Origin of the sequence: Hymenobacter miniatus, from assembly GCF_016427455.1 — a bacterium.
In the GTDB taxonomy this organism is placed as follows: Bacteria; Bacteroidota; Bacteroidia; order Cytophagales; family Hymenobacteraceae; genus Hymenobacter; species Hymenobacter armeniacus.
The window spans coordinates 277,426-289,486 of sequence record NZ_JAELXR010000001.1 but is presented as its reverse complement, the minus strand read 5'-3'; the positions used below and the strand labels follow the sequence as shown (position 1 = coordinate 289,486).

The 12,061-nt window shown below is 61.8% G+C and carries 13 protein-coding genes and 2 tRNA genes; 10 read left to right on the top strand and 5 right to left on the bottom strand.

What is annotated here, in order from left to right; translation table 11 throughout:
• Positions 1–5: 5 nt before the first annotated feature.
• Positions 6–809, bottom strand: a complete 804-nt coding sequence (locus JAO73_RS01275; RefSeq protein ID WP_198975356.1) for a hypothetical protein — start codon at positions 807–809, stop codon at positions 6–8.
• Between the two features lie 268 nt (positions 810–1,077).
• Here JAO73_RS01275 and JAO73_RS01270 point away from each other — a divergent pair, with 268 nt between their 5' ends.
• Positions 1,078–2,235, top strand: coding sequence for a zinc-dependent alcohol dehydrogenase (locus JAO73_RS01270; RefSeq protein ID WP_198975355.1), 1,158 nt, complete (start codon positions 1,078–1,080; stop codon positions 2,233–2,235).
• A gap of 11 nt (positions 2,236–2,246) precedes the next feature.
• Positions 2,247–2,780 (top strand): hypothetical protein, encoded by a 534-nt coding sequence (locus tag JAO73_RS01265; protein WP_198975354.1) that lies wholly within the window; start codon positions 2,247–2,249, stop codon positions 2,778–2,780.
• A gap of 200 nt (positions 2,781–2,980) precedes the next feature.
• Here the strand turns inward: JAO73_RS01265 and JAO73_RS01260 are convergent.
• Both JAO73_RS01260 and JAO73_RS01255 read right to left on the bottom strand, forming a co-directional pair.
• A tRNA-Pro gene (locus JAO73_RS01260) sits at positions 2,981–3,054 on the bottom strand.
• A gap of 103 nt (positions 3,055–3,157) precedes the next feature.
• Positions 3,158–3,231: transfer RNA gene (locus JAO73_RS01255), tRNA-Pro, on the bottom strand.
• A gap of 190 nt (positions 3,232–3,421) precedes the next feature.
• Between JAO73_RS01255 and JAO73_RS01250 the strand changes: the two genes are divergently transcribed.
• A complete protein-coding gene (locus JAO73_RS01250; protein ID WP_198975353.1) occupies positions 3,422–3,874 on the top strand; it encodes a T9SS type A sorting domain-containing protein in 453 nt (150 codons plus the stop codon).
• Here the strand turns inward: JAO73_RS01250 and JAO73_RS01245 are convergent.
• Positions 3,858–4,283: a VOC family protein gene (locus JAO73_RS01245; protein WP_198975352.1), complete on the bottom strand. Its 426-nt coding sequence runs from the start codon at positions 4,281–4,283 to the stop codon at positions 3,858–3,860. The two genes, JAO73_RS01250 and JAO73_RS01245, sit on opposite strands and share 17 nt — an antisense overlap.
• Positions 4,284–4,376: 93 nt before the next feature.
• Positions 4,377–6,161 (bottom strand): ABC transporter ATP-binding protein, encoded by a 1,785-nt coding sequence (locus JAO73_RS01240; protein ID WP_198975351.1) that lies wholly within the window; start codon positions 6,159–6,161, stop codon positions 4,377–4,379.
• Between the two features lie 265 nt (positions 6,162–6,426).
• Here JAO73_RS01240 and JAO73_RS01235 point away from each other — a divergent pair, with 265 nt between their 5' ends.
• The 7 genes from JAO73_RS01235 (at position 6,427) to JAO73_RS01205 (ending at position 12,060) form a co-directional block, all read left to right on the top strand.
• Positions 6,427–7,518: a Glu/Leu/Phe/Val dehydrogenase dimerization domain-containing protein gene (locus JAO73_RS01235; RefSeq protein WP_198975350.1), complete on the top strand. Its 1,092-nt coding sequence runs from the start codon at positions 6,427–6,429 to the stop codon at positions 7,516–7,518.
• Between the two features lie 91 nt (positions 7,519–7,609).
• Positions 7,610–8,806, top strand: coding sequence for a transcription antitermination factor NusB (gene nusB, locus JAO73_RS01230; RefSeq protein ID WP_198975349.1), 1,197 nt, complete (start codon positions 7,610–7,612; stop codon positions 8,804–8,806).
• Positions 8,807–8,912: 106 nt separating this feature from the next.
• On the top strand, positions 8,913–9,224 hold the full coding sequence (locus JAO73_RS01225; protein ID WP_190926480.1) for a YtxH domain-containing protein: 312 nt from the start codon (positions 8,913–8,915) through the stop codon (positions 9,222–9,224).
• A gap of 109 nt (positions 9,225–9,333) precedes the next feature.
• Complete coding sequence (locus JAO73_RS01220) at positions 9,334–10,332, top strand: isocitrate/isopropylmalate dehydrogenase family protein (RefSeq protein ID WP_198975348.1); 999 nt, start codon at positions 9,334–9,336, stop codon at positions 10,330–10,332.
• Positions 10,333–10,462: 130 nt separating this feature from the next.
• Entirely contained in the window at positions 10,463–10,972 is a 510-nt protein-coding gene (locus JAO73_RS01215; RefSeq protein WP_198975347.1) for a DUF1573 domain-containing protein, read from the top strand.
• A gap of 60 nt (positions 10,973–11,032) precedes the next feature.
• Positions 11,033–11,326, top strand: a complete 294-nt coding sequence (gene yajC, locus JAO73_RS01210; protein WP_223827717.1) for a preprotein translocase subunit YajC — start codon at positions 11,033–11,035, stop codon at positions 11,324–11,326.
• Between the two features lie 2 nt (positions 11,327–11,328).
• On the top strand, positions 11,329–12,060 hold the full coding sequence (locus tag JAO73_RS01205; RefSeq protein WP_198975346.1) for a YbbR-like domain-containing protein: 732 nt from the start codon (positions 11,329–11,331) through the stop codon (positions 12,058–12,060).
• Position 12,061 lies beyond the last annotated feature (1 nt).

The window sequence follows — 12,061 nt, the reverse complement described above, 5'->3', positions numbered from 1 at the left end:
CGCACCTACGCTTGATGCGCACAAAAAAGCCCCGGGCCATATTGGCCCGGGGCTTTTGCTTTCAAAAGCGGCAGGGCCTGACGACCGAAGTAGTACGTGCCGCCAAACTGCAGCCGGTCCAGCCCGAAGTTGGCGCCGAAGGTGGTGACGGTATTCTCGTATTCCGCCGGGCGCACCGTGCTGTTGCCGGCGTATTCCGGCGGGTCGTTGCTAATGTGCGCCAGGGCCAGCGAGCCAATGGAGGCGCTCAACCCCAGCTTCGGAATGGGGAAGAAGACGATGCCAGGCGTGAGGTCGGCATAATAGCCATTGCCCTGCAAGCTGACGGCAACGGAGCCACCGCTGCCGTTGTTGTCATAGGAATTCGCCTTATTGTGCAGATAGCCGGCTCCCAGCGTTCCTACCACGCCGAACTGCTCGCTCAGCATCTTGTAGTATTGGGCAAAGCCGCCTACGCGGGTGGTAGTGTTCGGGGCGAGGTCGGGCAGCGTGACCGGCTGCGGCGACAACGAGGACGTGTTTTTGTAGGTGCTGCTGGCCGAACCGTGCATCACGCTCAGCCCCAGGGCCAGGTTATCGGCCACGAAGTAGCCGCCCGAAAGCGCAATGCTGAATTGGCTGGTCGAGCTTTCGCTGGAGTAGCTGTAGGTACCGCCACTGCCCGACCGGTTGTAGGTGCTGCTCTGCTTGTTGGTGGTGCGGCTATAGCCAATGTTGCCGCCCAAAGACACAGTTCCGGCCGCAATACTCTGTCCCTGTGCTGCTTGCACACCGGCGAGCGCCAATGCGAGAAGTCCAATTTTTTTCATGTGAAAAAGGTAGAAAACTGGTAAAGCCGTAAAGGTAGCGGTGCTTTTTTCTCAGCAGCCGGGCCGTTGCGCTCCCTCCGTATTAAGACGGAGACGCCCGTACGTATCGCTCGAACTAGTACTGAAATCCATGGCCTTATTCCGCCAAACAGAAACCCTGCCCTCCCCAGGCAGTACAGCCAGTAGGTCCTGCCACGCTTTGAATAAGAGATTGTTCTTCAGGCAAAGCCAGCAATCCACATCCTTTCCACACTTAACCTTTCTAGCTATGTTAGCAATGGATTTTAGGGGCCCCAAGAGGGTCCGCGCCGTTCAAAAGCCCATGCCCACCATCTTGCATCCCGAGGATGCCATTGTGAAGGTTCTGCGCACGTGCATCTGCGGCTCCGACCTGCACCTTTACAACGGGAACGTGCCTGATACCCGCGTCGGCATGACGTTTGGGCACGAATTCGTGGGGGAAATTGTGGAAATTGGTTCCGAAGTAACCAACGTGAAAGTGGGCGACCGGGTGCTGGTGCCCTTCAACATTGCCTGCGGCCGCTGCATTTTCTGCAAGCAGGGCATGTTCGGCAACTGCCACGAATCCAACTCCGAGGCTACGGCCGTGGGCGGCTTCCTGGGCTATGCGCACACCGGGGGCGGCCACAACGGCGGCCAGGCCGAGTACGCGCGGGTGCCCTACGCCAACTTCGGCCCCACGGTCATTCCGGCGGGCATGAGCCTCGACGATGCCGTGCTGCTCACCGACATCACCCCGACCGGCTACCAGGCCGCCGAAATGGCCGGCATTCAGCCCGGCGACACGGTGGTCGTGTTTGGCGCGGGCCCGGTGGGCATCATGGCGGCGCGCTGCTGCTGGCTGTTTGGCGCAGGCCGCGTCATCATCATCGACAAAGAAGATTACCGGCTGGAATTCGCCCAGAATTTCGCCAAGTGCGAAGCCTACAACTTCGAAAGCGACATGGACGACCCGGTGATGTTCATCAAAAAGCAAACCGACTGGATTGGGGCCGACGCCTGCATCGACGCCGTAGGCGCCGAGGCCGCCGGCAACGCCATGCAAACCATCACCGGGCGCAAATTGCTGCTACAGGCCGGTTCGGCCACGGCGCTGCACTGGGCCATCAACTCGGTGCGCAAAGGCGGCGTGGTGTCCATCGTGGGCGTGTACGGCCCCACCGACAACCTGGTGCCCATTGGCAACCTGATAAACAAAGGCATCACCATGCGCGGCAACCAGGCCTCGGTGAAGCGCCACCTGCCCCGCCTGATTGACCACGTCATGAACGGCATCCTCAAGCCCAGCGAACTGATAACGCACCGCATCCCGCTGGAAGACGTGGCCGACGGCTACCGCATTTTCTCGGCCAAGCTCGACAACTGCATCAAGCCGGTCCTCATCCCCCCCACTGCTAACGCTTAATGCCGCCCACCATGAAAAAGACCGCAGAAGACTTCGCCCACATCCCCGGCTGGGGCATCGACGCCGACCCTAAAAACGAACCCACCTACCCGAACCGGCACCGGACCGGCGAGGAGCACGACGGCCGCTCCTGGGTGCGGCCCACCCAGCAGGTGCTCGACCGTGAGGTGCTGCACTCCATTGAGCGGCCCGATTACACGGCCGTGGTCGGCAACTCGGTACCGCCCTCCGGCCTGAGCGGCATGATTCGGCGCTTCGCCTTCAAGTACAGCGAAAACGAGTACCTGCACTGGCTGCCCCTGCTCATGGCCGACAAGGTGAACGTGGTGGAAGGCATCATCGACGACATCGCCCACGGCACGGTGCCCAATATCTGGGCCGAAAAAGGCTACAACGCCCAGTGGAAACATGACCGAAGCGGCATGCTGGTGAAAATTGCCGCCTTGGCCGCCGTGGTAGGCGGGGGCATCTTCCTGCTCACCCGCAACGGCGACAAGCCGCACCGGCGCGAGGTAGGCCGCCGCTACGGCTCGGCCAGCCGGTAGAGAAGTATTTTTAGAAGCTCGTCATGCAGCGTGTAGCGAAGCATAAGCATCTTGCCCGCCACCACCAATCTTGTTGATGGGATTGCGTTGCGCGGTAAAGATGCTTCGCTACGCGCTGCATGACGAGCGGAATTAGAACCCTAGAAGCCAAAAGGCCCGCTGAACGTCTGTTCAGCGGGCCTTTTCAGTTTGTTTTCGAGTCGGGGTGGCAGGATTCGAACCTACGGCCTCGTCGTCCCGAACGACGCGCGCTACCGGGCTGCGCTACACCCCGAAAGCAGGCCGATGGGGCGGCCTGTTTTCTGTTTTCCAATTTGCGGCCGAAAAAAGCCCCCGAACCCGAAAGTTCGGAGGCTGTTTGAGCGGCTGCTCTTCCGTCGGAGTGGCAGGATTCGAACCTACGACCTCCAGCACCCCATGCTGGCGCGATACCAGGCTACGCTACACCCCGATTGGTAATTGGAGCGACAAAGGTAAGGCAATTTTTGAGAGTGGTGCAAGCCGAACGCAAATAAAGTTTCGTAAATCCTGCGTCAGGCGCCGCGGCCACGCCCCGGCAAAAACGGCTTCCTGCTAAAGCGGCCCCAGAATTGCTTAGCTTTACCGTAGCCATTTTACCACATCCTGCTCTTATCCTACTTATGAAAAAGTTATTACTATTTGTGCTCGCCAGCACGTTGGGTTTCGGGGCTGCCCGCGCGCAAGCGCCGGCCACGGCCCCCGCTCCCGCCGCCAAAGAAGAAGCCATTTTACCCAACGGCGCCGTGGCGGCGCCCGTTGCCGCGGCTGCTCCGGCGGCCACGCCCGCGCCGGGCCTCATTGCCCCCGCCCCCGAAACCCCCGCCGCCAACCCCAACGCCATCAAGGTGAAGGCAGAGTCGGCGGCCGGCAAGCTCACCGTCAAAACCGACAACCCCGGCCCTACCCGCGTGGAAGTGACCGACGCCGGCGGCCGCCCCGTCATCACCCACACCATGCTAAACGGCCAGATTCCGGCCGTGCTCAACGTGAGCCAGTTACCGGCCGGCGCCTACATCGTGCACTGCACGGCCTACGAAAAAACCGGCATGCGCCGCGTCATGATAGGCCAGTAGCGGCTGTGCTTGGCGCTTTGCCTAATGGCTGCAGCAGGTCCCACTTGTTGCCATACAGGTCTTCAAACACGGCCACGTGCCCGTACACTTCGCTGCGCGGGGTTTCCAGGAAATGGAGGCCCCGCGCTTGCATGATGGGGTAGTCGCGCCAGAAGTCGTCGGTGTGCAGAAAGAGCCACACCCGGCCGGCGCCCTGCTGGCCCAAGGCCCTCTTTTCGGCTTCGGTTTTGGCCTCGGCCAGCAGCAGGCCACAACCGCCCGTACCGGGTGGAGCCACCACCACCCAGCGCTTGCCCTCGCCCATGTCCAGGTCGGATTCTAGCCTGAACCCCAGCACCTGCGTGTAGAAGGCAATGGCTTCGTCGTAGTTGCGGACGAGGAGGGTGACGTGAGCGAGGCGTTGGTTCATCCAGATGGTAGCCTGGACTTTGCGAGTCCGGGCATTGATGGGAATTCATTGGGCTGCGCGGGTGGGCGCTGATTCATCAGAGTCCGCGCTACCTTACGCTTCCTCGGTTTGCAGCTGGCGCTCGTAGAGGGCGCGGTAGAGGCCGTCGGTTTCGGCCATCAGGGCGTCGTGGGTACCGTGCTGCACGATAAGACCGTCATCGAGCACCAGAATTTCGTCGGCCAGCTTCACCGAGCTCACGCGGTGCGAGATGATAAGGCTGGTGCGCGCCGCCATGATGCGCTGCAGGCTGCCCAAGATGGCATTTTCCGTTTTAGTGTCCACGGCCGACAGCGAGTCGTCCAGAATCAGGATTCTGGGCTCTTTCACGAGGGCCCGGGCCATGCTCACGCGCTGCTTCTGCCCGCCCGAAAGCGTGATGCCCCGCTCGCCTACTTTGGTATCGAATCCTTCGGGGAAGGCCAAGATGTTTTCATACACGTCCGCGTCCTTGGCCGCTTGTAGCATGCGGGCCTCGTCGGGTTCGTCGAGGCCGAAGTTGATGTTGTTGCGAATGGTGTCCGAGAACAGGAACACGTCCTGCGGCACGTAGCCAATCTGGCCGCGCAGCGCGCGCAGCGAGTAGTCGCGCACGTCCACGCCGTCCACCTTAATGTCGCCGGCCGACACGTCGTACAGGCGGCAGAGCAGGGCGGCCACCGTGCTTTTGCCCGAGCCCGTGTTGCCGATGACGGCCAGCGTCTGGCCCGGCTTCACGCGGAAGCTCACGTTTTTCAGGGCCTGAATGCCGGTGTCGGGGTAAGTGAACGACACGTTCTCGAACACAATGTCGCCGGCCAGCTCGCGCTCCACGTTCTGGCGCGACACGATGTCGGTTTTCTGGTCCAGAAACTCGTTGATGCGGGCCTGCGAGGCCTCGGCGCGCTGCACCAGCGACGACGTCCAGCCCAGGGCCGTCACCGGCCAGGTCAGCAGGTTCACGTAAATCAGAAACTCCGCAATGGTGCCCGTGGTGATGGTGCCGCGGATGACCTCCTGCCCGCCCACCCACACGGTGATGAGCGTACTCAGGCCGATGAGGAACAGAATGAGCGGGAAAAACAGCGAGTTCACGAAGTTCAGGCTCAGCGACTTTTCCTTGTATTCGTTGCTGGCGTTGACGAACTGCTCGTGCGAGTCGGCTTCGCGCACGAAGGACTTCAACACCCGGATGCCGGAGAAGGCTTCCTGCACGAAGGTGGTCATGCCGGACAGGGCTTTCTGAATCTCGTCGGACTTGCGCTCAATCAGATTATTAACGTAGAAAATGCTGACCGACAGAATGGGCAGTGGCAGCAGCGTGTAAAGCGTCAGTTTCACGTTCACCATGAGCATGAGCGGCACGATGAGCAGGAACAGCAGCACCAGCTGCAGGAAGTACATGATGGCCGGCCCGAGGTACATGCGCACGCGGCTCACGTCTTCCGAAATGCGCGACATCAAGTCGCCGGTGCTGTGGCGGCGGTAGAAGCTGAGCGGCAGCGACTGGTAGTGCTGGTAAATCTGGTTCTTCTGGTCGTTTTCGATGTGGCGCGACATCACGATGAGCGTCTGGCGCATGAAGAACAGAAAGATGCCGCGCCCCAGCGCCAGCGCAATGATGAGCATGCCATAAAACAGCACGTTGCGCCCGAACAGCTGGTACACGCCGCTCTGGGCCTGCGTGCCGGCGTAGAGGTGGTAGAGGTCGATGCCCTCGTTCACCAAATCGAAAGCGTAGCGCACCAGCTGGGCCGGAAAAATGGCCAGCAGCGTGCTCAGCGCCACGAATAACACCCCGGCGAGGAAATGCCATTTGTAGCGGTAAATGAAGGGGTTAACGGCGGATAATGCGCGCACGGGCTGGGTGGGAAAGCGGCCGGTTTGGGAAAATAGGGGTACTTTTGCGGCCTGAAAGAGAAATCAGAACGTCATGCAGAGCGCCGCGAAGCACCTTGCTTGCCGCAGTAAGCCATCCGGAGTACGATGGAATTACTATTCCGAGCGAGATGCTTCGCGGCGCTCTGCATGACGTTCTGGTTTTTCCGTATAAGACCCAACAAAGTTACGCCGCACTGTTCCCAACCCATCCCACAATTCCCACCAACCCATTTCATTCATCCCCATGATTGAAGCCCAAACCCTGGCCCCCGAGGCCATTTTCGGCCAGATTGCCGAGCACCAACACGAGCAGGTTGTGTTTTGCCACGACCACGAGACGGGCCTCAAGGCCATTATCGGCATCCACAACACCGTGCTGGGCCCGGCCCTGGGCGGCACCCGCATGTGGCACTACGCCTCCGACATGGAAGCCCTGAACGACGTGCTACGCCTTTCGCGGGGCATGACCTACAAGGCCGCCATCTCGGGCCTGAACCTGGGCGGCGGCAAGGCCGTCATCATCGGCGACGCCAAGACGCTGAAGACCGAGGCGCTCCTGCGCAAGTTTGGCCGCTTCGTGAAGAACCTGAACGGCAAATACATCACGGCCGAGGACGTGAACATGACCACCAAGGACATGGAGTACATCCGCATGGAAACCACCCACGTAGCGGGCCTGCCGGAGAGCATGGGCGGTTCCGGCGACCCCTCGCCCGTGACGGCCTTCGGCACCTATATGGGCATGAAAGCCGCCGCCAAAAAGGCGTTTGGCTCCGAGAGCCTGGCCGGCAAGCGCATCGGCGTGCAGGGCGTGGGCCACGTGGGCACCTACCTGCTGGAGCACCTGCAGAAGGAGGGCGCCAAGCTCATCGTGACCGACTACTACGAAGACCGCGCCCTGGAAGCCGCCGCTCGCTTCGGCGCCACCGCCGTGGGCCTGGACGACATCTACGACCAGGACCTGGACATCTACTCGCCCTGCGCGCTGGGCGCTACGCTCAACGACGAGACCATTCCGCGCCTGAAGTGCCAGGTGGTGGCCGGCTGCGCCAACAACCAGCTGAAAGTGGAAAACCAGCACGGCCCCGACCTCGTGCGCCGCGGCATTGTGTATGCCCCCGATTTCCTCATCAACGCCGGCGGCCTCATCAACGTGTACTCCGAAGTGGTGGGCACCAGCCGCCAGGGCGCCCTCACCCAAACCGAAAAAATTTACGACTTCACCCTCCAGGTTTTGGCGAAAGCCGAAGAAGAGCATTCGCACCCGCAGGCTGCCGCCATCAAGCAGGCTAAGGAGCGCATTGCCAGCGTGGGCAAGGTGAAGTCTACCTACTAGTTGTTAGTTGCTGGTTGTCAGTTGTTAGTTAAGCACAACCGTTGACAACCAGCAACTAACAACTGACAACCAGCAACTAACAACTAACAAAATGCTCAACCGCCGCCTCCTCCGTATCAAAGTCATGCAGTCGCTCTACTCCTACCACCAGGCGGTGGGAGCGGACTTAATGCTGGCTCAGGACCGCATTGCGGCTGCTTTCGAGCCCGACCTGACGGCCAAAGAGGCCCCCGACCGCCGCAAGCTGGAAGGCCAGCGTAAGCTGGGCGAAGCCCAGCTGCGCGAGTGGTACCGCACCGGCGTGACGCCCGAAAAGACGGACGACAAAGCCGTGGACAAGGCCGTGACCGACGCCATCAACTCTTTCCAGAACCAGGTGAAGAAGGACGCCGAGTTCTATGCCGGCCAGCTGCTGGTGGGCGCCGAAAGCATTCACGACCAGTACCTGCACCTGCTCAACCTGCCCGCTGCCCTGCTTGGCGTGATTGAGGAAGAGCAAAGCCGCGAGGAGCGCCGCCGCCTCGGCCCGCGCGAAGACGCCTTGGACGCCAACCGCCTGCACCAGAACAAGGCCATTGCCAAGCTCATGGCCAACGAGCAGCTGCAGGCCACCACCATCCGGCGCAAGCTGCAGTGGGACGGCGCCGAAGAAACGGAGGCCCTGCGTGCCGCCTGGGAGGAGATGAAAGCCGATGAAACCGTGCGGACCTACCTGGCCGGCAAGGACGTGGACCAGCCCGAGATGGACTACGACACGGACATGGAAATCCTGCGGCATCTCTACAAAGACTTTGTATTCAAGGGCGAAGCCCTGCCGCGCCAGCTCGAAGCGGCCGACTTGAACTGGGAAGAAAACCGTCCCATTGTGCGCAACCTGGTGCTGAAGACGCTCAAAATGCTGCCCTACGGCGCCGACGAGAAGCAGGAGCTGATGAACCTCTCGGCCAACTGGGCCGACGACCGCGAGTTTGCCGAAACGCTCTACAAGCAGACGCTCATCGAGGACGACAAGATGGAGAAGCTCATTGCCGGCTCGGTGCAGAACTGGGACGTGGAGCGCGTGGCCCTGCTCGACAAAATCATCCTGAAAATGGCCCTCACCGAGATGCAGCTCTTCCGCGGCATTCCGGTGAAAGTCACCATCAACGAGTACATCGAAATCAGCAAGCTCTACAGCACGCCCAAGAGCAAGCAGTTTGTGAACGGCATTCTGGACAAGTTGGCGACGGATTTGGCCGCCAGCGGCGACATTCGCAAATCGGGCCGCGGCCTGCTCGACAACCAGTAACACCGGGCGCCGAAGCCCGGCCCCTTGTTCTACATTTGTACCCACGGCCGGGTTTCTGCGTACTCAGCCCGAACTCTTTTCCCACCTCCCAATCATCCCGACGACCATGGCCAGCAAAACCACCACCGGCATCTTGTGCTTCGCGGGCGGCGCCCTCACCGGCGCGGCCCTTGGCTTGCTCTACGCCCCCGAACCCGGCAGCGAAACCCGCTCCTGGCTCAGCTACCAGCTCGAAAAATACCGCTCCGTGCTCGCCGACCTCACCGACAGCCTGGTGACCAGCCGCGAAGGCGTGGGCCAGTCTTCGGCCAAAAGCGAAGGCCAGCGCGTGATTTCCGACGCCAAATCCAAAGCCGAACAGTTGCTGGGCGACGTCGACCAGCTCATCAACCAAATCAACTCCCGCAAGGGCGCCTAATTCAATGGGTGAATGAGCGAATGGGTGAATGGGTGAATGATGCGAAACCAAGCCATCACGCCCATTCACCCATTCACTCGTTTACCCGTTCACCCATTACAAAAAGAAAATGCACGTAGTAACCCTTATTCCCGGCGACGGCATAGGCCCCGAAATCACGAAAGCCGTAACCGATATTTTTGCCGCGGCGCAGGTGCCCGTGCAGTGGGAAGAGCAAAACGCCGGCCAAACCACCTTCGACCAGTCGGGCGAGCTGATTCCCAACGCGCTGCTCAAGTCGCTCGAAAAGAATAAGGTGGCCCTCAAAGGCCCCATCACCACGCCGGTGGGCAAAGGCTTCCGCAGCATCAACGTGACGCTGCGCCAGAAGTACGACCTCTACCAGAACGTGCGCCCCAGCAAAACCACGCCCGGCATCCACACCCGCTACGAAGGCATCGACCTGGTGCTGTTCCGCGAAAACACCGAAGGCCTGTACTCGGGGCTGGAGATGTGGGACGAGCGCCTCGGCATTGCCGACGCGGTGGCCCGCGTCACGGTGGAAGGCTCGCGCAAAATCTGCCGCGCCGCCTTTGCCTACGCCGCCAAGCACGGCCGCAAAAAGGTGACGCTGGCCCACAAGGCCAACATCATCAAGATGGCCGGCACGCTGATGCTCAACGCGTGCAAAGAAGCCAGCCTGGAATTTCCGGGCATCGTGTTCGAAGACAAAATCATCGACAACATGTGCATGCAGCTGGTGGGCAAGCCCGAACAGTTCGACGTGATTGTGACCACCAACCTGTTTGGCGACCTGCTGTCGGACCTCTGCGCCGGCCTGGTGGGCGGTCTGGGCGTGGTGGCCGGGGCCAACATCGGCGACAACATGGCCATTTTTGAGGCCGTGCACGGCTCGGCCCCCGACATTGCTGGCCAGGGCAAGGCCAACCCCAGCGCCCTGCTCCGCTCGGCCCTGATGATGCTGCACCACCTCGGCGAGCACGCCAAAGCCGACCAGATTGAAAAGGCCCTCGAAGCCACCCTGCTGCACCCGGAGCAATGCACCGGCGACCTCGGCGGCCGGGCCAGCACCAGCGAGTTTGCCCAGCACATCATCGAGAAGCTGTAGCTCGTCTCGTTGCTGCCTACCAATCGTTTGGCATCCTGAGCCTGCGAAGGCCCTTCTCACGCTGAAGCGTTTGTTCGGCGGAGAGAAAGCCCTGCGGGCTCGGGCTGACAACCAGATACATACCTCATTCATGAAATACCAGATTTTCCTGGCTGCTGCGCTGCTGCTCGGCGCCTGCAACCGCGACAAGAACGAGGTGGGCACCGAAGGCATGAACGCCGCCGCCACCGAAGCTTCCGACGCGGCCGCCAACCCCACCGTGGACAACCCCAACGTGGTGAGCGAAAACGAAGCGCCCAACCCCAACGCCCCGGTGATGAAATTCACCGAGTCCGAATTTGACTTCGGCGACATCAAGCCCGACACGAAAGTGCACCACACCTTCACCTTCACCAACACCGGCAAGTCGCCGCTGCTGATTGAGGACGCCACCGCTTCGTGCGGCTGCACCACGCCCAGCTGGACCAAGGAGCCCGTGGCCCCCGGCGCCCAGGGCACCCTGGAAGTGCAGTTTGACAGCCGCGGCAAGCAAGGCATCATCAGCAAGCAGGTGGCGGTGCGGGCCAATACCCAGCCCACCATCACCACCATCCTCATCAAAGGCAACGTGCTGACGGCCGATGCCAAGAAGCCCCTCTAAATCACCTCTTTCACGCTTACCGCCATGTTGTTGACGTTATTTTTACAGGCCGCCGGAGGAATGGATTTGACCCAATTGATTTTCCCCGTTGCCATTGGCCTGGTGGTGTTTTTCTTCCTGATTCGGCCCCAGCAAAAGCGCGCAGCCGAAGCCAAATCCTTCCGGCAGGCGCTCACCAAGGGCACGCGCATCGTGACCATCGGCGGCCTGCACGGGCTGGTGGTCGACCTGACCGAAGACACCGTGGTGGTGGAAGTGGACCGCGGCACCAAGCTGCGCTTCGACCGCTCGGCCATTGCCCGTGAAGTGGGCAGCAAAACGAGCCCCAGCGCCGACGCCCCCGCCGCCAGCTAGCCATGGACGGGCCGCTGAACCGGGCGGGCCGGCTGGTGCGCTGGTTCGTGCGGCCCTTTGCGGGCCAGGAGCCCAGTTTTTACCGGGCCGTGACGGCGTGCCTGCTGGCCGCCGGCCTGTTTTGGCAGATGAACGCCCTGAACAAGACCTACACCACGCGCGTGAGCTGCCCCCTGGCCTGGCACTACGACTCGGCCCGCTACGTGCCCCTGCGGCCGCTGCCCACGGCGTTGCCGGTCACCGTCACGGGCCAGGGCTGGCGGCTATTGCGCGCCAACATGGGCTGGGGCACCCATCCCGCCGACCTGCGCCCCGTGCCCCTGCCGGGCACCCGCTACCTGCCCCCCGCCGCCTGGCGCCGCGGTCTCCAAAATGCGCTTGAGGGCGTGCAGATAAACGAGTGGGCCGGCGACACCCTCCGGCTGACCTTCGACCGCTACGCCACGCGGCGCCTGCCCCTGGCACTGGCGCCCGATTCGGGGCAGACTCGGGGGGCGCGCTTCGCGCCCGCCACCGTCAGCTTTCGCGGGCCAGCCTCGCTGGTTAACTCGTTGCCCAGCCCCTATCCCGTGGCATTGCCCAACGGCGCCGGCGCGTCCGACAATGTCGAAGTAGAGCTGCGTGCCCCGTCGCAGGTGCGGCCGTCCGTTTCTACGGTGCGCGTGAGCCGCCTTGCCAGCACAGCGCCGGCCGCGCCCGGGCGGCGTCGCGCCATCAACCACTTTAGTCGTTAAC